The 24,352-nt window shown below is 44.2% G+C and carries 27 protein-coding genes; 4 read left to right on the top strand and 23 right to left on the bottom strand.

The annotated features are described in order from the left end of the window. Position 1: 1 nt before the first annotated feature. From AOQ29_RS01510 to pth, 4 genes are all read right to left on the bottom strand, one after another. Complete coding sequence (locus AOQ29_RS01510; protein WP_061992790.1) at positions 2-394, bottom strand: FtsB family cell division protein; 393 nt, start codon at positions 392-394, stop codon at positions 2-4. 99 nt (positions 395-493) lie between these two features. Continuing rightward, positions 494-766 (bottom strand): RNA-binding S4 domain-containing protein, encoded by a 273-nt coding sequence (locus AOQ29_RS01505; RefSeq protein WP_061992789.1) that lies wholly within the window; start codon positions 764-766, stop codon positions 494-496. After that, entirely contained in the window at positions 756-4,301 is a 3,546-nt protein-coding gene (gene mfd, locus AOQ29_RS01500) for a transcription-repair coupling factor (RefSeq protein WP_061992788.1), read from the bottom strand. Before mfd ends, AOQ29_RS01505 begins: the two co-directional genes overlap by 11 nt. Positions 4,302-4,304: 3 nt before the next feature. Next, positions 4,305-4,871, bottom strand: coding sequence for an aminoacyl-tRNA hydrolase (gene pth, locus AOQ29_RS01495; protein WP_061992787.1), 567 nt, complete (start codon positions 4,869-4,871; stop codon positions 4,305-4,307). A gap of 120 nt (positions 4,872-4,991) precedes the next feature. On the opposite strand from pth, the gene cbpA reads away from it, so the two are divergent. Next, on the top strand, positions 4,992-5,642 hold the full coding sequence (gene cbpA, locus AOQ29_RS01490; protein WP_061992786.1) for a cyclic di-AMP binding protein CbpA: 651 nt from the start codon (positions 4,992-4,994) through the stop codon (positions 5,640-5,642). Between the two features lie 161 nt (positions 5,643-5,803). On the opposite strand, the gene AOQ29_RS01485 is transcribed toward cbpA, so the two are convergent. The 7 genes from AOQ29_RS01485 to AOQ29_RS01455 all read right to left on the bottom strand — a co-directional run bounded on the left by AOQ29_RS01485 (position 5,804) and on the right by AOQ29_RS01455 (position 11,914). Next, a complete protein-coding gene (locus AOQ29_RS01485; protein WP_061992785.1) occupies positions 5,804-6,919 on the bottom strand; it encodes a zinc-binding dehydrogenase in 1,116 nt (371 codons plus the stop codon). Between the two features lie 223 nt (positions 6,920-7,142). Continuing rightward, on the bottom strand, positions 7,143-7,820 hold the full coding sequence (locus tag AOQ29_RS01480; protein WP_114674975.1) for a hypothetical protein: 678 nt from the start codon (positions 7,818-7,820) through the stop codon (positions 7,143-7,145). 18 nt (positions 7,821-7,838) lie between these two features. Further along, complete coding sequence (locus tag AOQ29_RS01475) at positions 7,839-8,498, bottom strand: DUF421 domain-containing protein (RefSeq protein WP_061992783.1); 660 nt, start codon at positions 8,496-8,498, stop codon at positions 7,839-7,841. Then, positions 8,495-8,938: a DUF3290 family protein gene (locus AOQ29_RS01470; RefSeq protein WP_061992782.1), complete on the bottom strand. Its 444-nt coding sequence runs from the start codon at positions 8,936-8,938 to the stop codon at positions 8,495-8,497. The genes AOQ29_RS01475 and AOQ29_RS01470 overlap by 4 nt, the downstream gene beginning before the upstream one ends. A 96-nt stretch (positions 8,939-9,034) precedes the next feature. After that, complete coding sequence (groL, locus tag AOQ29_RS01465) at positions 9,035-10,657, bottom strand: chaperonin GroEL (protein WP_061992781.1); 1,623 nt, start codon at positions 10,655-10,657, stop codon at positions 9,035-9,037. Positions 10,658-10,722: 65 nt separating this feature from the next. Next, positions 10,723-11,007, bottom strand: coding sequence for a co-chaperone GroES (gene groES / locus AOQ29_RS01460; protein WP_061992780.1), 285 nt, complete (start codon positions 11,005-11,007; stop codon positions 10,723-10,725). A gap of 166 nt (positions 11,008-11,173) precedes the next feature. Further along, positions 11,174-11,914 carry a nitroreductase family protein gene (locus AOQ29_RS01455; RefSeq protein WP_061992819.1) on the bottom strand — a complete coding sequence of 247 codons (741 nt, stop codon included), beginning with the start codon at positions 11,912-11,914 and terminating at the stop codon, positions 11,174-11,176. Between the two features lie 88 nt (positions 11,915-12,002). Here AOQ29_RS01455 and AOQ29_RS01450 point away from each other — a divergent pair, with 88 nt between their 5' ends. Continuing rightward, a complete protein-coding gene (locus tag AOQ29_RS01450) occupies positions 12,003-12,488 on the top strand; it encodes an FUSC family protein (RefSeq protein WP_061992779.1) in 486 nt (161 codons plus the stop codon). A gap of 28 nt (positions 12,489-12,516) precedes the next feature. Here AOQ29_RS01450 and AOQ29_RS01445 read toward each other — a convergent pair whose 3' ends face one another. The 12 genes from AOQ29_RS01445 to AOQ29_RS01390 form a co-directional block, all read right to left on the bottom strand. After that, entirely contained in the window at positions 12,517-13,350 is an 834-nt protein-coding gene (locus AOQ29_RS01445; protein ID WP_061992778.1) for an HAD-IIB family hydrolase, read from the bottom strand. Positions 13,351-13,412: 62 nt separating this feature from the next. After that, positions 13,413-14,453 (bottom strand): lipid II:glycine glycyltransferase FemX, encoded by a 1,041-nt coding sequence (locus AOQ29_RS01440; protein WP_061992777.1) that lies wholly within the window; start codon positions 14,451-14,453, stop codon positions 13,413-13,415. 4 nt (positions 14,454-14,457) lie between these two features. Further along, a complete protein-coding gene (locus AOQ29_RS01435; RefSeq protein ID WP_061992776.1) occupies positions 14,458-15,105 on the bottom strand; it encodes a redox-sensing transcriptional repressor Rex in 648 nt (215 codons plus the stop codon). Between the two features lie 101 nt (positions 15,106-15,206). Next, a complete protein-coding gene (gene tsaD / locus AOQ29_RS01430) occupies positions 15,207-16,226 on the bottom strand; it encodes a tRNA (adenosine(37)-N6)-threonylcarbamoyltransferase complex transferase subunit TsaD (protein WP_061992775.1) in 1,020 nt (339 codons plus the stop codon). Continuing rightward, a complete protein-coding gene (locus AOQ29_RS01425) occupies positions 16,223-16,639 on the bottom strand; it encodes a GNAT family N-acetyltransferase (protein ID WP_061992774.1) in 417 nt (138 codons plus the stop codon). Before AOQ29_RS01425 ends, tsaD begins: the two co-directional genes overlap by 4 nt. Beyond that, on the bottom strand, positions 16,629-17,180 hold the full coding sequence (rimI, locus tag AOQ29_RS01420) for a ribosomal protein S18-alanine N-acetyltransferase (RefSeq protein WP_061992773.1): 552 nt from the start codon (positions 17,178-17,180) through the stop codon (positions 16,629-16,631). Before rimI ends, AOQ29_RS01425 begins: the two co-directional genes overlap by 11 nt. Further along, a complete protein-coding gene (gene tsaB / locus AOQ29_RS01415; RefSeq protein ID WP_061992772.1) occupies positions 17,164-17,943 on the bottom strand; it encodes a tRNA (adenosine(37)-N6)-threonylcarbamoyltransferase complex dimerization subunit type 1 TsaB in 780 nt (259 codons plus the stop codon). Before tsaB ends, rimI begins: the two co-directional genes overlap by 17 nt. A gap of 152 nt (positions 17,944-18,095) precedes the next feature. Further along, on the bottom strand, positions 18,096-18,365 hold the full coding sequence (locus AOQ29_RS01410; protein ID WP_061992771.1) for a phosphocarrier protein HPr: 270 nt from the start codon (positions 18,363-18,365) through the stop codon (positions 18,096-18,098). 82 nt (positions 18,366-18,447) lie between these two features. Beyond that, positions 18,448-19,458 carry an L-threonylcarbamoyladenylate synthase gene (locus AOQ29_RS01405; protein ID WP_061992770.1) on the bottom strand — a complete coding sequence of 337 codons (1,011 nt, stop codon included), beginning with the start codon at positions 19,456-19,458 and terminating at the stop codon, positions 18,448-18,450. Further along, on the bottom strand, positions 19,445-20,392 hold the full coding sequence (gene prmC / locus AOQ29_RS01400; RefSeq protein ID WP_061992769.1) for a peptide chain release factor N(5)-glutamine methyltransferase: 948 nt from the start codon (positions 20,390-20,392) through the stop codon (positions 19,445-19,447). The genes AOQ29_RS01405 and prmC overlap by 14 nt, the downstream gene beginning before the upstream one ends. A 2-nt stretch (positions 20,393-20,394) precedes the next feature. Continuing rightward, the gene (prfA, locus tag AOQ29_RS01395) at positions 20,395-21,471 is read right to left on the bottom strand and encodes a peptide chain release factor 1 (RefSeq protein WP_061992768.1); all 1,077 of its coding nucleotides are present in this window, start codon (positions 21,469-21,471) and stop codon (positions 20,395-20,397) included. A 9-nt stretch (positions 21,472-21,480) separates the two neighbouring features. Next, entirely contained in the window at positions 21,481-22,071 is a 591-nt protein-coding gene (locus tag AOQ29_RS01390; protein WP_061992767.1) for a thymidine kinase, read from the bottom strand. 141 nt (positions 22,072-22,212) lie between these two features. Between AOQ29_RS01390 and AOQ29_RS01385 the strand changes: the two genes are divergently transcribed. Both AOQ29_RS01385 and AOQ29_RS01380 read left to right on the top strand, forming a co-directional pair. After that, a complete protein-coding gene (locus AOQ29_RS01385) occupies positions 22,213-23,571 on the top strand; it encodes a Mur ligase family protein (RefSeq protein ID WP_061992766.1) in 1,359 nt (452 codons plus the stop codon). After that, entirely contained in the window at positions 23,571-24,302 is a 732-nt protein-coding gene (locus AOQ29_RS01380; protein WP_061992765.1) for a type 1 glutamine amidotransferase, read from the top strand. Before AOQ29_RS01385 ends, AOQ29_RS01380 begins: the two co-directional genes overlap by 1 nt. Positions 24,303-24,352 lie beyond the last annotated feature (50 nt).

Raw genomic sequence — 24,352 nt, 5'->3', positions numbered from 1 at the left:
ATCAGGATTGATTTGGTAAATTATAAATAATCTCACCCTTGCGAGAGTACCCATACTTATCACGCAAAATTTGTTGTAAGTAAGCCGGGTCTTTTAGTTGCTCCGACTTTTTACGCAAATCTTGGTTATCCTTTTGCGTTTTTTGCAAAGTTAATTCAGTTTTATTGAGCGTTTGATTAGCTGCGTGCAAGCGGACTTGACCCAAAACAAGTTGGACCAAGAAGACACAAGCCACAGCAAGACCGGCCCCAATGATGCGCTTCCGTCGTAAACGATGGGCCCGTTTGAAATGCTTGTGACCTGCCTCACGCTTGGCATCCGAAGCCACGATTTGTTGAGCAATCCGCGGGTTCAATGGTCGAATATTAGATTGTCGTCGACTATTTTCTGCCATCGTCTTACTCCTCATGACTTTTATTTTGTCATATGTTCACAAGACATGCAAGACTCAATCGCAAAGCTTTAAATAAATTTAACTTTATCGTAACAATCCCTATTCATTTTCCTTATCCTGCTCATAACTTTCGGAAACTAGTTCATACATTTCGGCTGCCTCGTCCTTTTTGACAATTTCGGCTAGCTTCAACACCTTAACAACAATCGTCTTATTACCAAAGTGAATCGTAATCAAATCGTTGGTGCTGACATTAGCGGCAGACTTGGCCCGCTTATCGTTAATTTCGATTCGTCCTTGGTCTGCTAAGTCCTTAGCGACTGCTCGGCGCTTAATAATCCGTGATAACTTCAAAAATTTATCAATTCGCATCTGTTTCATCCTTTTTTGTGAGGTCTAAAATAACTAAGAGAAAATTACGGAGGTTGTTTAACCAGTAAGCTGATTCTTCCTTCAAATCAATGGTCAAGGTCACAGCCAATTCTGCCTGCTTGCCATCAACGACAGCCTTATAAGGGACGTCTTGCAAAGCAGCAAAAATTGTTTCACCCGCTAGCCTGCTGGTCATTGACTCGGCAAAGCGAATTGTGACTTTGTTTTTCTGTCGTCTGATTTGACTAACTTCGGCTTGATCAGCCAAATTTTTGATTCTTGAAACCAAGAGGAGTCGGCCAACTTCATCTGGAAAGTCACCGAAGCGGTCAATCAAATCGCTTTCAACATTTTCAAAGTCTTCATCACTTTGTGCCTGTCGAATTTGACGGTATAGCTCAATCTTTTCAGCAGAATCCTCAACATAGTCGTCTGGCAAAAAGGCCAAGACACCTAGAATCAATTCGGCGTCCGTTCGTTCAGTATTAGTAGAGTCTGGAACATCTTCGCCCTGCTTGCGAGCCACTGCTTCCTTCAACATTTGAGTATAGAGGTCGTACCCAACGGAATCAATGAAGCCGTGTTGCTGCTTTCCCAACAAATCACCAGCTCCCCGAATTGAAAGGTCACGCATGGCAATCTTAAAGCCGGACCCCAATTCGGTAAAGTCACGGATGGCTTCCAACCGCTTTTGCCCCTCTTCACTCGGTGTTCGCGTAAAGGGATAGGTAAAGTAGGCGTAGGCCAACCGTGCTGACCGACCAACTCGGCCTCGAAGTTGGTAAAGCTGGGATAGTCCCATGTGGTCGGCGTTATCAACAATCAAGGTATTGGCATTGGGAATATCGACCCCTGTTTCAATAATGGTTGTCGTCACTAAGACATCAAATTCTTGATTCAAAAAGGCATAGAGAATGCTTTCAAGTTGCACTTCCGACATCTGACCGTGAATAACAGCCACTCGCGCTTCTGGCACAAGATCTTGGATTTGATCGGCAATCCGTTCCAAGTCAGCCACCCGGTTATGCAAATAAAAGACCTGCCCGTTGCGGGCTAGTTCCTTACTAATCACATCCCGGACCAGGGTCCAATCCAGTTCAACCACATAGGTTTGGATTGGATACCGGTTCAACGGTGGCGTTTCAATCACGGATAGGTCCCGGGCCCCAACCATCGCCATGTTCAGCGTTCTTGGGATTGGTGTTGCCGTTAAGGTCAAAACATCAACATCCGTTCGGATTTGCTTCAGCTTCTCTTTGTGCTTGACCCCAAATCGTTGTTCTTCGTCAATGACCAAAAGGCCTAAATCAGCAAATTCAACATCGGCACTAAGGAGGCGGTGGGTGCCGACCACGATATCAATTTCGTGGTCCTTTAGAGCCTGGATGGTTTTTTTATTTTCCGCTGCCGTTTGAAAACGGGACAAATGGCCGATTCGAATCGCTGGAAAATCAGCGAACCGTTCGACTAGTGTCTCATAATGCTGCTGAACCAAGATGGTCGTTGGCGCTAAGAAGGCGACCTGCTTCCCCGCATGAGCAGCCTTAAAAATGGCTCGTAAGGCCACTTCAGTTTTACCAAAACCAACATCCCCCACCAAAAGTCGGTCCATTGGCCGAATTTTTTGCATATCCGCTTTGATTTCTTCGATACTGCGGATTTGGTCCGGTGTTTCCGGATAGGCAAAGGCCGTATCAAACTTTAATTGAGCAGTATCATCCGGTGGAAAAGCATAGCCCTGCTTAGCTTCTCGTTGGGCGTACAAGTCGAGCAAGTCATCGGCAATGTCTTCAATCTTACTTTGGACTTGAGCCTTAGTCTTGTGCCATTCCGTTCCACCAAGCTTATTGATTCTCGGCTTCTTACCTGCATCAGACCCGCCAATATACTTTTGAATCAAGTTCAACTGGGTAACCGGCAAGAAAATCTTGGCATTCTTTTGGTAGGCAATCACCAAGTAATCCTGTTTGCCACCATCGGCTTCCAGGCTTTCCAAGCCCTGGTACTGACCAATTCCATGGTTCAAATGAACAACGTAGTCGCCAACTTGAAGTTCGTTATAAGACTTCAACCGTTCGGCATTGGCAATTTTACGAGTTCGCCGAGCAACCGGCTTCCGTGCTTGGTCAAAGAGTTCCCGTTCGGTCAAGACCGTTAAGTGCTCCTTCGGCCATTCAAAACCGGCACCGAGTGATCCAATCACAACTTGGACCTGGTTAGGGTGAATTTCGCGGTTAATCGGTACCTGTAAGTCGTGGTCAGCCAATGCTGCCACGAAGTTTTCGGCCCGAGTTTGCTCTGCAATCAACATGACCACCGTTAAACCTCGGTCTTGTCCAAATTGTAAGTCAGGTAAGATAGCCGGAATTTGACCATAATACTGGTTGGCTGGTCGTGAAGTAATCTCGGTTAAGTGCTGAAAAGTTAACCGATTTAGGCCACGCTGGAAATTGGCAATATAGAGTTCCGCTTGCTTAACTCGGCTGAGAATCTCTCCCAATTCAGCCTGAAGCCCCATCGTTGGCAATAACTGGTAGTTTTTGACCTGCTGGTCTCGCCAATCTTCATCAAGGTTTTTTTGTGATAATTCACTTTCCTGAATACGGGCGTATTCATCAACTACCAACAGCCCTGTTGCTGGTAGGTAATCGAGGACCGTCGTTTTTTCCGGATAAAAGGTTTGAGCATAGGGCAAAATTGTCTGATCCCGCCGACCTTCATTTAATGCCTGTTGAGTCTGGTCGAACCCTTCTGTCGCATGCTTCTTTTCAACACCCGCTAGCCCCTGGCGGTATTCCTTGAATGTTGTTTCAAGCTGGTCTTTACCTTTTTGGTACCGGTCGGCATCAATCACAAAGTCTGTCGCTGGTAAAACCTGGACCTCGCTTAAGTTGGCAGCACTCTTTTGAGTAGCCGGGTCAAAGGTCTTAACCACATCTAATTCATCATCAAAAAAATCAAGCCGGTAGGGTTGGTCATTCATTGGTGGGAAAAAATCAATAATTGATCCGCGTTGGGCAAAGTCTCCTGGGCTTTCAACTCGGGATACCAGGTGGTAGCCCAAGGTTAACAAGGCTGCCTTTAATTTAGCAAAGTCATAACTTTCCCCGACCTTTAAATCCAGCTGACTAGCTAAAAAGTCTTCAACTGTTGGTTCAAAGCGGGTAAAGGCAGCCAAATTAGCCAAATAAATGCCGGGTTGACCTTGACTCAAAGCGGTTAAGGCCATCACTCGGTCCGTAATTAATGAATTCGAAGAAATGGCTAACTCAGTGGCTAAGGCTTCTTCGGCCGAAAAACTATAAAGATCATTTTCAGCGACTAAGCCCGACAAATCAGTTGCTAAGTCATCCAAGTGACCTTGAGTGTCAGTCAATACTAAGATTGGCTGAGGCTTATCCGCGTATAAGGCGGCCAAGGAAGCTGCCTTCGCTGCACCGTTAATACCCAAAAAAAGCTGGCGTTGACCGGCTTCTTGTTGACGATTAATATTTTGAATAACTTCTTTTTGTGCTAAAAAATTTGCTAACGTAATCTTTCACCCATTATATTGGTTGCTAAGTTCGGCTGGCGTTGCACCACCAATCCAATCAACCATTGCTTGATCGACTTTATCAAAGGCATCATCCCAAAAAGCCAAATCCTCTTTAGAAAACTTACCCAAGACATAGTTAACCACTGATTGGTGGTCATGGTCAGGATGACCAATCCCAAATTTGAGTCGCAAAAATTCTTGACTCTTAGTGTGGGCCATGATGGACTTTAACCCGTTGTGACCTCCGGCTGAGCCCTTGGCCCGAAAACGGATTTTACCAAAGTTCGAGTCCATATCATCTGCCAAGACCAAGATATCATCGACATCTCCACCATAAAAATCCAAAAAGGCCCGGACGGCTTGACCTGAGTCATTCATGAACGTGCTTGGCTTGACCAACCAAACGATTTCACCATTGATTTGGACCTTGGCAGCTGAAGCAAACAACTTAGTTGGCACAAAGCTAGCATTATGGCTGGCCGCAAAGTGGTCTAAAGCCATAAAACCGATATTATGCCTGGTTTGATCGTAGCTCGCTCCTATGTTTCCTAGACCAAAAATAAATTTCATCGGTGTTTCCTTTCAAACAATCTGATTTAATATACTATTCCTTTCATTATAACACGCAAGTTTTCTTGAAAATATGTTAGGATAGACCAAAGAGACAACTTTTATAAAGGTAGGCAATTCATGTTCCCAAAGTCATTGATCATTCCTAAAAATCAATTGCTAACTATCAGCGAAGATACAACGATTCAAGAAGTTTACAACCTTTTTGAAAGTAAAGAATCAGACCACATTCGGACAATTCCAATTCTTGATTCAACTGGCCACCTTTTCCGAGGAAATATCTACCGTCAACACGTCTATGAATACGTGAGCCGTAATGGGGATACCAGTAAAAAAGCAACATCCGTGATGCGAAACTCAACCAAGTTTATTTCCAACTCGGCCGACTTTTACGAGTTATTCTTCGCAATTCGTGACCTACCATATATCGCAGTCGTTGATGATGCCCACCATTTCGTTGGTGTCTTAACCCATTCATCATTAATGGATTTGCTTTCCCAGTCTTGGTCCCTCCAAAAGGGCGGTGTATCCTTAGCCGTTAAAACTAAGCAAGAAGAGCGGGGAAATCTCCAACAAATTACCAAGGTTATCACCCGGTATACTAACATTGAATCTGTTCTGTCAATTCAAATTGAAAAGACGGCACCAAAATCAATTCTCTACACCCTACCCTTAACAATTGATTCACCCGTTTTACGTAAAATTATTACGAAACTTGAACGCAAGCGCTACCAAGTTCAATCGGTTGAAAACCTTGACCAATTTATGTAAAGCAAAAGTTCTAGACCCCATCACACGGTCTAGGACTTTTTTTATGTTAACAGTAAGCTTTTATTATATTCATCTGCAAATTAAAAAACTAGCATTCACCATCCCCCCTCTACTGACAGCAGAAGAACGATTTGAATACTAGTTATTTTTTGATTTATAAATTAAAATGTTGTAATCACAGAACGAATAACTTCACCACGAACCAATTGTTCGTAGCCCTTGTTAATGTCGTTCAAGTGGATGTGTTGGCTAATCAAGTCATGCATGTTCAAGCGACCTTCAACAGCCAAGTCTGCATACATTGGAATATCGTGTTTGATGTTCGTTGAACCCATCCAAACACCCTTAAAGCCACGTTGGTGAACAAGTAGGTCAACTGGGTTGATTTCAAGTTCAACGGTTGCATCAGGCTTAGCCAAGCCAATCATATAAGCCGTTCCACCGACACCCAACATATCCCAAGCTTGCTTCATTGTGGCTGGGAAGCCAATGGCTTCAAAGGCTTCATCAACCCCACCATTCGTGATTTCACGAACAGCAGCGATTGGGTCTTCTGTCTTTGAGTTGATAGTATGGGTTGCACCAAACTTCTTGGCAAACTCCAACTTGTTGTCAAAAACGTCGATAGCGATAATCTTGCTTGCACCAGCAATGTTAGCACCAGCAATCATGTTCAAACCGATACCACCAGTTCCAATCACAGCGACTGAGTCACCAGGACGTACCTTGGCTGAGTTAATTGCAGCACCGGCACCAGTAATCGTAGCACAACCGATACATGCAGCTTGGTCAAATGGAATTTCATTATTGACCACGGCCAATTGGTTTTCATGGATCAATGCCTTTTCAGCAAAACCACCAACACCAAATGCTTGAGTAATGGCACGGCCATCAGGGAAGCTCAAACGGGGAGCTTCATCTTCAGCACGAACACATTCATATTGCTGAGTACATGATTGTGGTTGACCGTTCAAGCAGTTGGCACAATGACCACAGACTTGTTCCAAAGAGGCAACAACGTGGTCACCAACTTTAAAACCAGAAACATTTGGACCAACAGCTTCAACAATTCCTGAAACTTCGTGACCAATGACGGCTGGGAATGAGAATAAATCGTCGTCATCTTCTACCAAGTGCAAATCTGAATGACAAAGTCCTGAGGCTTGAATATCGATTAAGACTTCTGCACCCTTAGGATCATCAATGATAATTTCTTCGGCTTGTGAAAAGCCCTTACCAACACCATAAGCAATTGATGCCTTAATCTTTTGTGGCATTTTTTTACTCCTATTATTGTCAGTTGATACAGGTCCATTATGCATTATTCTTCAGCAAATGATAAATCGTTTCTTTTACAATTTGTTAACTAATGACATATTCATTGCCTATTTAAGACAATACACCGTCAGTATTAAAAAAGTATTCAAAAAAAAAGCCAATTTACGTGAATTTTATCTCTCGTAAATTAAGCTTTTACTCGTTTACCGATATTTTCCAATCTTAACCCGCTACTAAGAGCACTAAAATCAAGGCCGCTCCCGTTAAAAAAACATTGCGAATTGGCAAATCAGCCGATTTATCTAAATCAGATTCTAGCCCGACTGCCAGTGCCTGTGCAAATACCAGTGGGAATAAGACCACTAAAGACCAAGCTAGTAGTGGCATATAGCCAGAAAGAGTCAACAATAGGATTTCACCATAGGCCAAAACCGGTAGAGCCAAGAACACCGGTCGTGTAATCACGGCCCGCCTTTGAACCTGACCCATTTCCTCGGAATTATAATCCTCAGAACGGAATTTTCGGACATCCGGTGCTAGGTGGATAGCTAAAGCCAGTAACATCATTGGCCAAGCAACACCAAACCAAACGACCAAGAACCCACCAGTAATTTGAAAGCCAGTATTCAACCAAATTTGGATGACTACTAACAGGTATGGTAGTAATAAATCAATCAACCAGTTAATCTGAGTCAAGGGCCGGTCAGCAATAGATTTTTTAGTCCAAATCCAAGTCCAGATAACCTTTAAAAGGATTACAGCTATCACCAAAGCCAGACTGTTCACAAATGAAAACCGGTGGTACCGCCACCACGAATATGCTGGGCCAAGTAAGACCGGCATTAAAAATTGCCAGATATTGCTCGCCCGTAAACGATTCACGATTTTTTCTACTTGCAAGAGGTGTCCCTTCTGGGGCTATTTGCCCCGCTTGTTACTTGAATTTTGATTATACGGGGTTAAGCGAATTTCTCCCTGGATGTACTCACCAATGAAAATGTCATAAACGCCTGAGTAACCGGCAGCCACAACCTGGTCTTCCAACCAATCTTCATCTTGGTCAATCGCATCCAAGACATCCATGTTGGCTTGACCATCATAAATAATGGGGTACTTTGGATTTTGATCGCCGTACTCAATTACTGTTAGCTGTCCGTTTTGTTCCAGGACGCCACGCTTAACTTTGGAAATATCATAAATATCCTGTTCACGGAGCTTAAACATTAAATCAGAGGCGGATTGACCAGCCATCACAACCGCATCAACATTAACCTTTCCGCGTTCAATCACAATCGAAGGTGTTCCATCAATGATTTTTTTAGCGATATGGTTATGTTCCTTTAAAAATTTAAGCAACATTACTAAGAAGGTCCAAATGATTAAGACCAAAATAAACTGAAAAACGGTAATCGTCTCTGAATAAATCGTTCCACCAATAATACCACCCAAGACATAATTTTGAACTTGGTCCAAGGCATTTGATGGCGCCAAATTCCCCTTCCCGGAAATATTAATTTGAACAATTAGGGCTAAGAGACCAATTCCTAATTTTAAGATAATTGGATAATAGATACTCATTCTTTGACCTCGACCTTCGCGTTAATCAAGTAAACTTGCGTCCGTGAGTAGGACTGACCATCCTTGGCCAAACCTATTTGATAATACTTGCTACCCTCTTTAGCAATCATGCCATCAACAAGGGAAGTCGAATTGAAGGACACACCGTCATTTTTAATTTTTTCGTTACGAACATAAGATTTCACAAAATTACTCATCTGTGTTTGTTGGGCATTCTTAGTATTCGTACTTTGTAAATTCGTGAACTGAACTCCGGCAAAAAATAAAAACATCAAAAAAGCAATGATGGTCAAATCCCGGTACCGGGTATTGAACCGGTGACGAAAAGTGGCCACTAATCCCGCTGCCAATAGAACAAAAGTAAGAGCCAGTAGTAAGGTCACAATCGTATTTGTTAAAGTGTTTTGTTTGGATAGGTAATCAACGCTATAAAATGTCATATCAAGCCTCCATGCTCTTATTTTAGCACAACCAAAAAAGAAGTAATCCCAAATTGGACTACCTCTATTTTTTTAAAACATTATTTTACCAGTGATTTACATCATTCCCGGCATACCAGGTGCACCCGCCCCTGCCATGCTGTTATCTTCCTTTGGCAATTCTGCCACAACCGCTTCGGTTGTTAAGAGCAAAGCAGAAACAGAAGCAGCATTTTGCAAAGCTGACCGGGTTACCTTAGTTGGATCAACGATTCCAGCTTGAATCATATCAACCCATTCATCACTCTTAGCGTTATAACCAACGCCCTCAGGCTGTTCCTTCAACTTGTTAACAATCACTGAGCCTTCCAAACCAGCGTTTTCAGCGATTTGACGAACAGGTGCTTCCAGGGCAGCAACAACTGTCTTCACACCAGTTGCCACATCCCCAGTTGCTTCAACAGTGGCAGCAGCAGTCATGGCGTTAACCAGGGCCGTTCCACCACCGGCAACGAACCCTTCTTCAACGGCAGCACGAGTAGCGTTCAAGGCATCTTCAATCCGGTACTTGCGTTCCTTCAATTCGGTTTCAGTTGCGGCACCAACACTAATCACAGCCACGCCACCAGCCATCTTGGCCAAACGTTCTTGCAACTTTTCCTTGTCAAAGTCAGAAGTCGTGTCAGCAATTTGTTGCTTAATCAAATCAACTCGGTCTTGAACCGCAGCCTTATCCCCAGCGCCTTCGACAATCGTTGTGTTATCCTTTGAAATATTAACCTTGTTAGCTTGACCCAATTGATCAATGGTCATGTCCTTCAAGTTCAAACCAAGGTCGTCGGTAATCACCGTTCCACCCGTTAAGATGGCAATATCTTCCAACATGGCCTTGCGGCGGTCACCAAAGCCAGGAGCCTTAACAGCCACAACGTTGAAGGTACCGCGCATGTTGTTCAAAACTAATGTTGGTAAAGCTTCCCCAGTAATGTCATCGGCAATAATCAACATTGACCGACCTTGTTCAACCACTTGTTGCAAGACCGGCAAGATATCCTGGATATTACCAATTTTCTTATCTGTAATCAAGATATAAGGATTATCGAGGTTGGCTTCCATCTTTTCGTTGTCGGTCACCATGTACTGTGACATGTAGCCACGGTCAAATTGCATTCCTTCAACAACGTTCAAGGTTGTTTCAATCCCCTTTGATTCTTCAATGGTAATAACGCCGTCATTACCGACCTTTTCCATTGCTTCAGCAATCAGCTCCCCTACCTCTTCGTTGGCGGCTGAGATTGAAGCGATTTGAGCAATTTCATCCTTAGTTGAAACCGTGTGGGACATTTCGTGCAGCTTAGCAACTGCGGCAGCAGTGGCCTTTTCAATTCCAGTACGAATACCAACTGGGTTGGCACCGGCCGTAACGTTCTTCAAGCCTTCACCAACAATCGCTTGGGTCAAAACAGTGGCAGTTGTGGTTCCATCACCGGCGATATCGTTAGTCTTTGAGGCCACTTCGGCAACCAACTTGGCACCCATGTTTTCAAAATGATCTTCTAATTCAATTGCCTTGGCAATTGTGACCCCATCATTGGTAATCGTAGGTGATCCATATGATTCTTCCAAGACAACATTGCGACCCTTAGGTCCAATCGTTGTCTTAACTGTATCAGCCAATTTGTCGACACCGACCTTCATCTTAGCGCGAGCATCTTCAGCAAACTTTAATTCCTTGGCCATTCCAAAACTCCTTTGATCATAATTTTAATAATATTTAACCGACAAAACAAAGTTAATTCCTTTGCTTAGTCAACAATCGCAATAATGTCTTTTTCATGTAGGGCTAAGTAGTCTTGTCCTTGGTAAGACAATTCTTGGCCAGCAAACTTATCAAACAAAACCTGATCGCCAGTTTTAACCGTTAATTCCAAGGTTTGACCAGCATCTGTGATCCGTCCCGACCCTGTCGCAACAACTTCACCAGTCAATGGCTTTTCTTGAGTATTAGCGGCCAAAACAATTCCACCAATTTCTTTTTCACCTTGCGCAGCGACGCGAACAATTACTCGGTCTCCTAAGGGCTTTAACATGAAACATTACCTCCGTTTTTCTGTTTTTAGCACTCATATAGCAAGAGTGCTAATCTGACTTTAGTATAGCATTTTCATACCCGATGTCAACTATTTTAAAATTTAACAAATTAAAAATCGCCCCGATTGCCATTCGCAATCAAGACGATTTAGGTGATGAAAATCCTTATTTCAAATTAAAGCCCTTATCCTTAGGATACTGTGATAAGGCCGGGTTAGCCGGAATTTTGTTAAAGAGGTCAGCGTTGTGCTTAGTCCAATTGCTATCAATATCACGCCCTGCAAAGTACTCCGTCATCGTGTGATCGTAATCACGAATAGCAGCCTTCATTTGGTCATCATCATACTTATCAGTCATAATGGATCCTTCCAATGGAAGCTTTGGTCTAACTCCTGGCAGTTGAGCCGGATACCCCAATGAGAAGCCCATGATGGGCTTAACATACTTTGGAAGGTCTAATTCCTCTTCATAGAGTTCAAAGGCTCCCATAGCTCCAGCCATCGTTACTGAACCAATGCCCATTGATTCGGCCGCGACTTGGGCCCGTCCCAAAGCAATGGAAGCAGAGACAATGCCGCCTTCAAGGTATTGGTAATGTTCAATCCGATTTTCAATAACCTTACGAGTTTCAGCATCTTGGTTCAATAGAACCTTGTGCCAATCCACCGCTACTACGAAGTACCGGGTAGCTGACTCAATATACTTCATGTGAACCTTCTCGGTCACTCTTTTTTTCAAATCCTGGTCAGTGATTTCAATAAAAGTTACCGGCTGGAAGTTTTGCATGTTTGGTCCCGCAAAGGCGGCAGAAAAAATGCTTTCAACCTCTTCATCGGTTACTGGTTGGTCTGTAAAGGACCGAACTGACTGGTGATCGTGCAACTGATTCAAGACTTCATTTTTAATCATTTTTTCCTCACTTTTTTATTACAATTATGTGTAATCTTTACTTTCTATGATACTCTTAATAGGAATAAGAAAACAGGAGTTCATCATGAAAAAATTACAGATCCACGTTGGCATGCGGACGGTGAAAACTGCCATTGTCGTGATGTTGATCTTAATGGCCTATCATTTTACTGACCGTTCAGCTTCAGTTCCCGCAATTGCCGCAGTCTTTGCACTGCGGGAGAGTTGGGACAACACTTTGCACTTTGCTAAAATCCGACTAGCTTCGAACAGTGTCGGCGGATTTTTTTCATTGCTCTACTACATCTTGCGCGAAACAACCCACCACAATTCGTGGACGGCAACTTTCGTCATTCCCCTCTGTGTCATCGGTACCATCGTGATTTTGAACATGATGAATTGCAGTCAGGGAATCATCGGTGGCCTGGCAGCCCTCTTACTAATTGCCTTAAACATTCCTATGGATGCAACCATCGATTATGTTTTCTTACGGATTCTCGATACTTTCGTTGGTGTCATCTTCGCCATCATCGTTAACCGCTTCGGAATGCCTACTAAGGAAACAAACTAAAAGGAACGACTCAACCGAGTCGTTCCTTTTAGTTTAGGTCAAATTTTTCTTCGATAGTTGCTAGAACGCCGTCATTAACATTTGCCTTCACTGCTAACTGATGGTGAGCATTGGCCTCATGCATAATTTTTGACGCATTCGGCATCAAATAAGCATTATCGTACTTAGTCAGCATCTCTAAATCGTTTGTATTATCACCAAAAACCATTAGTTCGTGGTCACCAACATTATAGTAATCCTGCAAGACTTCTAAGGCAGCAGCCTTATCAACATTCTTTGGCAAAACATCAACTGAACCAAAGCCAGAACCCGTCACATGAATTTCGTGACCAAAAAGCTTTTCAATTTCAGCAACATGTTCCTGGACCTCTTCGTGTGGCCAAACAAAGGAAACGCCTAAAATCTTGTCATCAATTTCGAGAAGTTTTTCAACTTGAGTCACGTTGGGATAAAACATTGACAACATATCTTTAAATTCAGGACTAACATGGTTGGAAATATAGGTTCCATTAACACCCGCCAGCACAATCACGTTATCCGCTGATTTTGGGTTTAGGGCATTCCAGTCAATTACTTTCCGAATTTGGTCCGCTGATAAATAAACAGCATATAATTCTTGTCCTGCCGCTGTCACGACCGAACCATTGGAACTAACAAAATCAATTTGATCAAAAAGTCCATGGGCTTTCATTGGTTCAAATAATTTTTTCAAATTTGCTACTTGTCGGCCTGAAGCCGCCACGAAGCGAATTCCTTTTTCTTTTAACTGTGCCAAATCTTTGGCAAACCGTTCTTCATTATAAGAGTCTTCCCCAGATAAAAACGTTCCGTCCATATCTGAAGCAATCATTTTAATCGTCATGCACTGCCTTTCAATGTCTCCTTGCTAGTCGACCAGCAACTGCTAGTGGCTACTCTTGTCGACTAGGCAAATTGTTCTAAATATTTTTCATAACCGGATTGGTCAACAACCCAATCCAATTCCCCAATATATTCAACGTGGGGGTCATGGTAGGCAAAGCCGTGTTTAAACTTATACAAACCATCACTATGGTCAAAATCACCAACGCCACCAAAGTCGTAGGCAACCTTATTCATTGACAAGCCCCACTTGAGCATTTCCCATTGAACCAAATAAGGCCCATAGTGCTTAGCGTACTGTCGGTTTGACCCAGCGTACATATACCAAATCTTTTCGCCGTAGGCAAAACCAATTCCGGCCGCAATCACTTGGCCGTCATAATGGGCTAAAAAGACGCGGAAATAGTCAGAACCAGCCCATAGTTCTTGCATTCGATAGAAGTAGTCAATCGGACGGTGGGTAATTCCTTGAGCCTGAGCCATCATCGTATAAGTCGCAAAGAAAGCATCGATGTCTTCCTTACTTTGACCACTAGTTACCGTAACGCCATCCTTAATGGCTCGACGAACCTGGTTACGATAGTCACTCTTAAAGTGTTTCATCAAAGAAGCTTCATCGGTAATTGGCTCTGCCCCATCACCGCGGCCATCATAGTAAAGAACCACGTTTTTACGGGGTTGAATATTGCCGTGCATGTTTTCAATCTGCACGTTTCGTGTCACAAATCCGGCTGTTTTGTAGGCTTGGTCAAGTTCTTGACTATAAAGAACTTCCGGATCCATTCGCACTAAGAAAACATTTTCTGGTAAGTTTTCCAAAGCTTCCTGAACCATGGCCTTAACCAGGTCAATTCGTTGCGGGTCAACAACCGGTCCCTTGGGACAATAGGCCAAGAGTTTACCTGGTACGGCCTCAATCGTCAATAGCGCCATGGCCGCATCAATTCGACCTGCTTCATCTTCATGGTAAAGGTACAAATGGCCCCAATTGGCTTTCAAATCACCCCATAGTGGATCTTGGGTAACTTGGCCACGAGGATTGGTTTTGACAAAATCTTGGTATCTTTCAACCTGTTGTGTATCAGTTAAATCTAGGACCGTCATCGTTTCACTTTCCCGTCGTAATCGAAGCGTAATTTTGAATAAAGTAAACCAAAGTCTGCAGTTCATTCGTCAAATCAACATTTTGAACGCGAACACCCTTTGGCACAGAAACACGCAACGGCGTGAAGTTCATAATCCCCTTCACTCCAGCAGCTACCAGCGTATCCGTAATCTCTTGTGCAACTTCTTGGGGAACCGTCAAGATAGCAATGTTAATCCGTTGGGCTTTAATTTGTTCTTCCAGTTCACTCATATCATAAATTGGCACACCAGAAAGGATGCGGCCGCGGTTTTCATTAATATCAAAAGCTGCAGCAATCCGCATGTTTGATGATTGATGAAAATTAAAGTTTAAGAGAGCTTGACCAAGATGACCAACACCAATCAAAGCAACATTAATCAATGAATTTTGGTCTAGGACCTTGGCGAAAAATTCGAGGAGAGCTTCAACATCATAGCCATAGCCTCGTTTACCCAAAGCACCAAAGTAAGAAAAATCACGGCGAATAGTTGCCGCATCAAACTTCGTTGCTTCCGCCAATTCAGCTGAAGAAATCCGATTAGTGCCAGCATCGTTTAAAAAAGTTAAATAACGGTAATAAATTGGCAACCGCTTAGCGGTTGCTCTAGGAATTTTCGCTTGTTCGTCCATAACTTCTCCATTCGCCTTGTGAATTAAATTATTTTTATTATAGCATAGTTTTAGGGTTTACTAGTTAATTCGCTCAGTTTTCACAAAATCAACAAAATAAATCAATCAAGATTAGCTAAGGGAAAGTCTAAGCCCGGGTTAGTATTGAGGTCCAAATCAGCAAAGATGCCATCCTGAAAATTCCAATAGCCAGCTGCCCCAATCATGGCAGCATTGTCGCCCGTATATTGCTTAGGGACAGGAATAAATTCAGTCTCTGGAAAGTCTTCCAGCAATTCTGCTAAGGCCGATCGCAAACCGGAGTTTGCGGCAACCCCACCTGCTAAGACAAATGATTTCACGGGAAAATCACGTAAGGCCCGCCCCGTCCGTTCTACCAAGGCCTTGATGACCGCCGCTTGGAAAGACGCAGCCAAATCTTCTGGATTAATCGTTTCATCACGTTGTTCAGCATTATGAACTTGGTTAATCACTGCGGACTTCAGACCTGAAAATGAAAAATTATAACCAGCTTCTTTAGCCATTGCCTGAGGAAAAGCAATCGTTACTTGGCCTTTTTGAGCCATCTCATCGATTGCCTTTCCAGCAGGATATGGTAAATCTAAAAGTCGACCAACCTTATCATATGATTCCCCAGCAGCATCATCAAAAGTTTCACCCAAAATTTGAAAATCATTGGCATGGTTCATCAGGACTAATTCGGTGTGTCCCCCGGATACCATCAAAGCCAGGGCCGGATAGATAATTGGCTGATTAAAGTTAGCAGCCGCGATATGGCCGGCTAAATGATTAACTGGAATCAAAGGCAAATCATGGGCTAAAGCAAAAGTCTTAGCACCCATCAAACCAACTAGTAATGAACCAACTAAGCCCGGTCCATAGGTCACCGCCACGGCATCGATATCTTCAACCGCAATATCGGCATCGGCCAAAGCAATATCCAATGTTTTCGTAATCCATTCCAAGTGATGGCGTGAGGCAACTTCGGGAACAATGCCACCAAAGCGTTGGTGAGAGTTAATTTGAGTGGCAACAGCATTACTCAAGACTGTCCGACCATCTTTCACAATGGCCACTGAAGTTTCATCGGCACTCGATTCAAAGGCGATTAAGGTCGTCATAGTATTTTCTCCATTAAAATGGCGGTTTGACCGTCATGATAGTAATTTTCACGCCTGGCATAAATTTGAAAACCGTTCTTTTCATACAGATGCCGGGCAACGTGGTTATTTTCAGCAACTTCTAAAAAGATTTTACCTGGCTGGACCTCAGCAAAAAAAGCTGACAATAGTTGTTGGCCAGCTCCTTGACCTTGATGGTCAGGACTGACCGCAATAAAGGCCATATCGGTCTCGTCAATCACCGTGCGGTATGAAAGGAAGGCAGACAAATCATCGGCCATCAAATAAACAACTCGACCCGCCTGCAGTTGCTGGTTAATCAACGCGAGTGGCACCTGATCTTGACCAAAAGCCGCCACGGCTAATCGATGAATATTTTCAGCATCTTCAATTGTCGCATGTCTAATGTTCAAGGTCTAACACCATCGAAATCGCATCTTCCCGATTATCAACATAATAGTTGGCAATCACATCGACTACCATAAATCCTTGCCGATCATAAAGGGACAAAGCGCCATCATTGGACCGTCGTGCTTCGAGGGAAATTGAGCCCAGACCAACTTCACGAGCAATTGCCTTCGCCGTGTTAATCAAATATGAGCCAATTGACCGCCCTTGCCAAATCGGTAAGACGGCCAAATTAGCAATATGTAAATCAGCCGCTAGGTCTCGCCTGACTAAGGCGATAAAGGCGATAACTTGGTCTTTTTTCTGTGCGACTAAATAAAGGCGGTCCTTTTCCTGTGTCAATTCATGGTAAAAATCGCGCGAAATCCAAGGGGCATAACCATTATAAACAGCTTCCTCAATCGCAACTAAACCTGGTATATCAGCGATTGTTGCTTCTCTTAAATTTAATTCTTCTCCCCCAGCCACAAATACTTCACTAGGAAAATCAATCAAGGTTTGAGCAACTAATGGTTCTTTTTTATTTTTTTTAAACTTCAAAAACATAGGGTTTATCCTGCCCCTCTTGATGATTTTGTTCCCAATTTAGCTCGGCTTGAGTTTTCCGTAAGTAAGAAGGCGTCAAATCAGCAATATTGCTAACCACTTCTGCTTCTTTCGCCAAGTCCAAGAGGCCTCGGCCATTTGGCAACGATTGATTATGATCCAAAATTGTGACCGCTTGGTTGGCTAAGGCTTCGTTAATCTGATCGGTAAAATGTGCCCCATCGCCAACTACAACAACCGGCTCAGCAACTTGGTTTACCAAGTCCAAAACCTCTTCAAGAGGATAATGGCCATCAGCCAAGACTGTTGTGTCCGCTAGATATGCCCCCGCAAAGACATTATTATTGCGAGCATCAAAGAGGGCTAAAATAACAGTATTTTGATTAAGCTGACAAGGATGTTGGTTCAGTTCTGCGTTTTCTGCAACTACCAGTTTTTGGTCTTTGGCAGTTTGGACTTGTTTAGCAAGACTATGTAAAGATGAAATGGCCACTAATGGCTTTTGCAAAGTATCAGCCAAGACTTTTCCGACCGTCACGCCAATTCGTAATCCAGTAAATGAACCGGGCCCTTTGGCAATCGCAATTCGATCCAAATCTTGTAACGTCCACCCTTGGCTGGCTAAAGCATTTTTAATCGCCGGTAACAAATCAATCGAATGATTCTTAACTTTGTCAGTGGCAAAACTTTCCACGATTTCATCACCGTCAGCTAGACCCACAAACAAGGGTTGGTTACTTGTATCAATCAATAAAATTTTCATAAAACCCCCAATGAATGGTCAAGTCCTGACAAACAGTCTCCAACCGGTTCCTTTTTCTTACATTTTACTAGAAAATATTCTTGTTTTAAACAAAAAAAGCCGCAATAAGCGACTAGAAAAATAAAATTTAATCACATTGACGAAAATCAGCTTTACTTAGCCAATCCTTCATCCTTCATCACCTTAGCAACAGCGGCCAAAGCTTCTTTGGCATCATCACCATCGGCCTTGATCGTTACGTCAGCACCATGACCGACACCAAGTGACATAACACCCATGATTGACTTCAAGTTAACTTCTTTACCTTGGTATGACAAGGTAACTTCTGAAACAAACTTAGAAGCTGCCTGAACCAAAAGTGTTGCTGGACGGGCATGAATCCCTGTTTCGGAAATGATGTTAAACTCTTGTGTTTCTGCCATAATAATTCTCCTTTTGGAAAAGTCTTTTATTCAAATTTAGTTTATCAAAGCGCTTACAAAATAGCAAGGTTAATCTCTTTTATTACAACGTAAAATGCTGACCAGCGCTGGCCTTACCGAGTCGGTTATTATATGCTCGACCCAAATCGATATCTGGCATCGCCTGGACATAAATCTTAACAGTGGCTTCCTGGTCGTCAAAGTACCGTAACCCAGCAAATAGGTTTTCACTAGCCGAGGTTAAATCCGTTCCTAATGACCACGATGGCACTTGATTTCCGAGATTCCCTAAAAGTTGGTCCTGAGCCATCACAGCATCCCCTACTTGAAGTTGACCTTGCAGGTCCTGCCAATCTAATGGATCAAAGATGACAACTTCCTTATCAGGTGCATAATGCCGATACTTCATTCCAGGTGCCTTGGGCACTTGGTCTGCAGCCAAAGCTTTTTCACTGGTTCCATCAATGACCGGCTTACCTAAGACAACACTAATCATCTTCGGCAAAATCGCCCCCGTCCGCAAAATGGTCGGTTGGTCTGCCGTCAAATCAAGGACCGTGGATTCAACTCCGACTTGAGTTGGCCCATCATCCAAAACTGCCGCAATTTTACCGTCCATATCGTGGTGAACGTGAGCAGCGGTGGTGGGTGATGGTTTACCAGATAGGTTAGCCGACGGGCCCACAATTGGCACTCCAGCCTGACGAATCATGGCCCGAGTGGCATCATTAGCCGGCATCCGAACCGCTGCCGTTTGTAAACCACCGGTTACCAGCATTGAAACCATATCTGGCTTAATGGGCAGAATCATCGTCAATGATCCCGGCCAAAAAGTATTCATCAATTGCCGGGCAGCATGGTTGACTTGGACATAGGGCTCAATTTGACTGGCGTCACCAACCGTCATAATCAATGGATTATCGGCTGGTCGACCCTTAGCGGTAAAGACGGCTTGAACCGCTTCATCATTAGTTGCATCAGCGCCTAAACCATAAACTGTTTCCGTCGGGAAGGCCACGACTTCGCCGTCCTTAATTAGGTCAGCCGCTTGGCTAATATCACTTGGTGTATTTTTTAAATCAGTTGTTTTCATTTTTTAATCGTACCTGAATCATTCGATCTAAACCAGCTAGGTCTTGTTTTAATGTTACGTCTGCATCCGGAAGAGCCGCTTGGAAAACGGCCACCAGGGCTGGTCCCTGGTCATAACCAATTTCAAAGTAGGCTCCCCCACCCGGATTAAGGTGGTCAGCCAATCCCTGGGCCATTTGTTTGTACAGGGCCAGGCCGTTGTCATCTGCGTACAGGGCCATTTCAGGCTCATAGGTCTGAACGGACACATCCATTTCAGACTGGGCATCAGGACGAATATAAGGTGGGTTGGAAACAATCACGTCAAACCGTTGTCCTTCAAGGGCAGTAAAGAGGTCTGATTCAACCAAACCAACTCGACCCGCCAAATCAAACTTGTCGCGGTTCTTTTGAGCAACTACCAAGGCATCCTGAGATAAGTCGGCCCCGATTCCGCGTAGGTTGGGCCACTGCTTGGCCAAGGTCAAGATAATCGCTCCAGATCCAGTGCCAATGTCTAGGACTGTTGGCCCAAGTTCGTGATGGTTAGCTGCAGCTTCATTTTTTAAATCTGACAGAATCCATTCCACCAATAATTCCGTCTCCGGCCGCGGAATCAAAACCCGGTCATCAACATAGAATTCCTCACCGTAGAAGGGGGCTTGGCCCAAAAGGTACTGGGCAGGCACCGACTTTAGCAGACCAGCAATCCAAGTTGGCCAACGTTCGGCCAACCAGGGATGCATTTGCCGGGACAAATTAGCCCGCAACATGCCGTAATTAACGTTTAAGGCCCCGGTCAATAAGAAATCAACATTATCCGTCGCTTCTTCTATTTCAAAGCCAGCGGTTGTTAATTCGCTAATGGCCCACTTCCGTGCTTCCAGCAAAGAAATCTTAATTCCTGGTCGGCCATTATTTTGTGACGGGCGTTTTCCTTGATTAGTGTTTACCATAATTAATCAGTTAAATCAGCCAACTTGGCTGTTTGTTCGGCCAAAACCAAAGCGTCAATAATTTCACCCAAGTCTCCAGCGATAATCCGGTCCAGCTTATTCAAGGTCAGACCAATTCGATGATCAGTCACCCGGTTTTGCGGATAGTTATAGGTCCTAATCCGTTCTGATCGGGCCCCAGACCCAACAGCCGTTTTCCGTTGTTGCGCGTATTCGGCCTCGTTTTCTTGAGCAAAATGGTCGTAAACACGGGCATTCAAAATTTTCCACGCTCGAGCCCGGTTTTGTTGCTGAGACCGTTCGTCTTGCATGGCGACCGTGATGCCAGTTGGTTCGTGGGTCAAGCGGATGGCTGATGAGGTCTTGTTAACGTGCTGACCCCCAGCCCCAGAAGACCGGTAAACATCTTCACGAACATCCTTTGGATCAATCAAACTATCGGCATCGACTTCTTCAAATTCAGGCATGACCCCCACAGTTGCAGTCGAAGTATGAACCCGTCCCTGTGTTTCAGTAGACGGTACTCGCTGAACCCGGTGAGCCCCCGATTCAAACTTTAATTTGGAGAAGACGTTATTGCCGACAATCATCACGACGACTTCTTTGTACCCACCGACTTCAGTCGTGGTTTCATCAACAATTTGCAATGACCAGCCTTGATTTTCGGCATAACGACGGTACATGTTTAATAAGTCCGCAGCAAAGAGGGAAGATTCATCCCCACCGGCTGCCCCACGAATTTCCATAATGATATTCTTATCATCATTTTTATCCGTTGGTAACATCAAAACTTTCAGTTGGTCCTCAAGGGCCGCCTTTTCTGGGCGCAGAGCAGCAACGTCTTCCTTGGCCAAATCACCCATTTCGGCATCACCCAAAAGTTCTTCTGCCTCTAACAAGCCGTCAACAACTTGCTGGTAATGTTTAAAGGTTTCCACCGTTTCACGAATACCACCGGCTTCCTTTGAGAGTTCCATATAATGTCTGGAATCTCCCATCACATCTGGATCAGCCAGCATCTGGTTAAGTTCGTCATAACGGTCAACAACCGCTTGTAGTTGTGAAAAAATTGGATCCATAATGTCTCCTTAAGGCTGTGGTATCATAGTTAAAATTGGGTGGTGCCAGTGGTACCGGCACGTTGGCAGGTAAGATTCATCCCCGCCAATTTGCACCTGGGCACCCGTGTACTGGGGTTGGCCGTTCGCAATCCGCAATTGGGTTATCGCTTTTTTCCCGCAAAATGAACAGATTGTTTTCATTTCTTCTAATTTATCAGCAATTTCTAACAACCGCTGTGAGCCGACAAAGAGATGGTTAAAAGCATCTTGCTTCAAACCGAAGGTCATGACTGGCAAATTCAGGTCATCAACAACCTGGGCTAACTGATCAACTTGGTCTTTTGTTAAAAACTGAGCTTCATCGACTAAAATTGCTGCTAGCTTTTCATTTTTAGCAGTTTCAATCATCGTAAATAAATTATCAGTTTCACTGACCACTGTGGCCGGTCTTTTCAAACCAATTCGTGAGGCAATTACCCCCACGCCATCGCGGTCGTCAATCAATGGGGTTAGCAACAAGACCTTTTTGCCTTGAGTTTCGTAATTATGAGCAACTTTTAAAATCTCGATTGATTTACCTGAGCCCATTGCGCCGTATTCAAAGTACAGTTGTGCCACTTCTTTGCCTCACTTTATTCCTTGGTTGAGTTAAGTTTATTATAACAATTTTTAACCTATAACTCGACTACCTAGACCATTTTAGGGAAAATTAACAAAACACATGGTAAAATAGGGGTTTAGAAAAAGGGGGACTTTTTTATGTCATTAAAAAGTCATTTGGCCAAATTAACGGCCCAAAGTAGTCACTTTATCCTACGCTCAGTCTTAAAACGCGGAGGAACTTCTTTACCCGGCAAATTAGCCGTCCGTATCGACCCGGAAGTTTTACACACCATCGAAAAAGAATTTGATTTGGTGATTGTCACGGGAACCAATGGAAAAACCCTGACCACCGCCCTGATCACCCGAGTTTTGAAGGCCGGTGGGTATTCAGTGGTCACTAACCCTTCCGGATCAAACATGGTCCAAGGGATTGTAGGCACACTCCTAACTACCAAAGTTAAGCCTTCACCAAATGGTAAGAAACCCGTCGCCGTCTTGGAGGTTGATGAAGCCAATGTCTTAGGCCTTGCTAAAGCAATCGAACCCAAGTACTTTGTCTTAACGAACCTCTTCCGCGACCAACTCGACCGCTATGGTGAAATCTACAGCACCTACGACAAGATTATTGACGGCATTAATGTCGCACCAGACGCTAAGGTCATTACCAATGCCGACTCACCAATCTTCGCCCGTGGTCGCTATGACAACGACCGCATTTACTACGGCTTTGACCACGTTCAACCGGCCGACTACCAGGACCTCAAGGCCCCAACTAACACCGATGGAATCCTGTCACCTACAGACAACTCCGTTCTGCACTATAACTTCATCACCTACGCCAACCTCGGCCAATACTTCTCAACAACAGACGGCTTCAAACGCCCCAAGTTGGATTACGCCGTGACTGACTTGGGTGAATTGACCCCAACGTCATCAAGCTTTTCAATCGATGGTCATCCCTTCCAAATTAGTATCGGTGGCCTCTACAACATCTATAACGCCCTAACTGCTTATACAGTTGGCCGAGTCTTTGGTGTTAGCCCCGAGCAAATCAAAACCGCTTTTGAAGAAGACAAGCAGGTCTTTGGCCGCCAAGAAACCATTAAGGTTGGTGATAAGGCTGTTACCATCTTGTTGATTAAAAATCCGGTTGGTACTAACTCCGTCATCGACATGATGCAAACGGAGAAGAATCCCTTTACCTTGATTACCATGCTCAACGCTAACTACGCGGATGGGATTGATACTTCTTGGATTTGGGATGCCGAATTTGAACGATTGCACGACTCAAACCTCCAATCCATTTCCACCGGCGGTCAACGCTACAAGGATGTCACCGTTCGTTTGAAGATGGCTGGCTTTGATTTGGCCGGAACTTATCAAAAGACGGAAGATATCTTAAAGGCGATTGAAGAAGCCCCAACTAAAAAGGTTTACCTGGCAGCGACCTATACCGCCATGCTCCAAATTCGCGCTGTCTTGAAGAATAAAGGTTACATTAAGGAGGAATATTAATGGCTGACTATCAATTGAACCTAGCCCACCTATATGGTGACTTAATGAACACTTATGGCGATTACGGTAACATCATCGCTCTCCGCTACTACGCCAAGCAAATCGGTGTGGAAATCGACGACCAGCTGGTTTCCCTCGGTGATGACTTCGACCCTGAAAAGTATGACTTCGTCCTTTTCGGCGGTGGTCAAGATTATGAAGAGACCATCGTGGCTCATGACTTAAAGGCCAAGGCTGACAACCTCAAGACTTACATCGAAAACGACGGTCCCCTTCTCGCCGTCTGTGGTGGTTTCCAATTGTTAGGCCACTACATGGAAATGGCCGACGGATCAAAGGTCGACGGCATCGGGGTGATGGACCACTACACCACCAACATGACCGCCGAAGAAGTCAAGACACTCAAGGGTAGCCGCTTGACCGGTGATATCGTTATCAAAAACAACGAGACTGGTGAAGAATACCACGGCTTTGAAAACCATCAAGGTCGAACCTTCCTTGGTAAGGATGAAAAGGCCCTTGGTAACGTGACGACCGGTCAAGGGAACAACGGTATGGACAAGACCGAGGGTGTGATTTACCACAACGTCTTCGGTTCATACTTCCACGGCCCCGTCTTTACTCGTAACGGCAACTTAGCTAAGCGCGTTCTGGCAACAACTCTGGCGCGCAAGTATCCGGAAGTTGACTGGCAAGGCAAACTTGACCAAATTCCCGCCGAAACCTTCTAAATTTATAATGACAAATCAAAAGCGCCGACCTCTATGAGGTCGACGCTTTT

This window comes from Fructobacillus ficulneus (assembly GCF_001047075.2).
Lineage (GTDB): Bacteria > Bacillota > Bacilli > Lactobacillales > Lactobacillaceae > Fructobacillus > Fructobacillus ficulneus.
The sequence above is the reverse complement of the archived record's forward strand: the minus strand, read 5'-3'. Positions and strand labels throughout refer to the sequence as shown.

Bases quoted from the DNA above. Each gene is read 5' to 3' on its own strand.
- tsaB (WP_061992772.1), bottom strand. From the start codon at position 17,943: ATGAAAATTTTATTGATTGATACAAGTAACCAACCCTTGTTTGTGGGT.
- prfA (WP_061992768.1), bottom strand. From the start codon at position 21,471: ATGGATCCAATTTTTTCACAACTACAAGCGGTTGTTGACCGTTATGAC.
- AOQ29_RS01445 (WP_061992778.1), bottom strand. From the start codon at position 13,350: ATGACGATTAAAATGATTGCTTCAGATATGGACGGAACGTTTTTATCT.
- AOQ29_RS01505 (WP_061992789.1), bottom strand. From the start codon at position 766: ATGCGAATTGATAAATTTTTGAAGTTATCACGGATTATTAAGCGCCGA.
- AOQ29_RS01385 (WP_061992766.1), top strand. From the start codon at position 22,213: ATGTCATTAAAAAGTCATTTGGCCAAATTAACGGCCCAAAGTAGTCAC.
- tsaD (WP_061992775.1), bottom strand. From the start codon at position 16,226: ATGACGACCTTAATCGCCTTTGAATCGAGTGCCGATGAAACTTCAGTG.
- AOQ29_RS01475 (WP_061992783.1), bottom strand. From the start codon at position 8,498: ATGAGTATCTATTATCCAATTATCTTAAAATTAGGAATTGGTCTCTTA.
- AOQ29_RS01470 (WP_061992782.1), bottom strand. From the start codon at position 8,938: ATGACATTTTATAGCGTTGATTACCTATCCAAACAAAACACTTTAACA.
- pth (WP_061992787.1), bottom strand. From the start codon at position 4,871: ATGAAATTTATTTTTGGTCTAGGAAACATAGGAGCGAGCTACGATCAA.
- AOQ29_RS01440 (WP_061992777.1), bottom strand. From the start codon at position 14,453: ATGACGGTCCTAGATTTAACTGATACACAACAGGTTGAAAGATACCAA.
- groES (WP_061992780.1), bottom strand. From the start codon at position 11,007: ATGTTAAAGCCCTTAGGAGACCGAGTAATTGTTCGCGTCGCTGCGCAA.
- AOQ29_RS01405 (WP_061992770.1), bottom strand. From the start codon at position 19,458: ATGAAAACAACTGATTTAAAAAATACACCAAGTGATATTAGCCAAGCG.
- groL (WP_061992781.1), bottom strand. From the start codon at position 10,657: ATGGCCAAGGAATTAAAGTTTGCTGAAGATGCTCGCGCTAAGATGAAG.
- AOQ29_RS01450 (WP_061992779.1), top strand. From the start codon at position 12,003: ATGAAAAAATTACAGATCCACGTTGGCATGCGGACGGTGAAAACTGCC.
- rimI (WP_061992773.1), bottom strand. From the start codon at position 17,180: ATGTTTTTGAAGTTTAAAAAAAATAAAAAAGAACCATTAGTTGCTCAA.
- prmC (WP_061992769.1), bottom strand. From the start codon at position 20,392: ATGGTAAACACTAATCAAGGAAAACGCCCGTCACAAAATAATGGCCGA.
- AOQ29_RS01380 (WP_061992765.1), top strand. From the start codon at position 23,571: ATGGCTGACTATCAATTGAACCTAGCCCACCTATATGGTGACTTAATG.
- AOQ29_RS01510 (WP_061992790.1), bottom strand. From the start codon at position 394: ATGGCAGAAAATAGTCGACGACAATCTAATATTCGACCATTGAACCCG.
- AOQ29_RS01410 (WP_061992771.1), bottom strand. From the start codon at position 18,365: ATGGCAGAAACACAAGAGTTTAACATCATTTCCGAAACAGGGATTCAT.
- cbpA (WP_061992786.1), top strand. From the start codon at position 4,992: ATGTTCCCAAAGTCATTGATCATTCCTAAAAATCAATTGCTAACTATC.
- AOQ29_RS01485 (WP_061992785.1), bottom strand. From the start codon at position 6,919: ATGCCACAAAAGATTAAGGCATCAATTGCTTATGGTGTTGGTAAGGGC.
- AOQ29_RS01435 (WP_061992776.1), bottom strand. From the start codon at position 15,105: ATGGACGAACAAGCGAAAATTCCTAGAGCAACCGCTAAGCGGTTGCCA.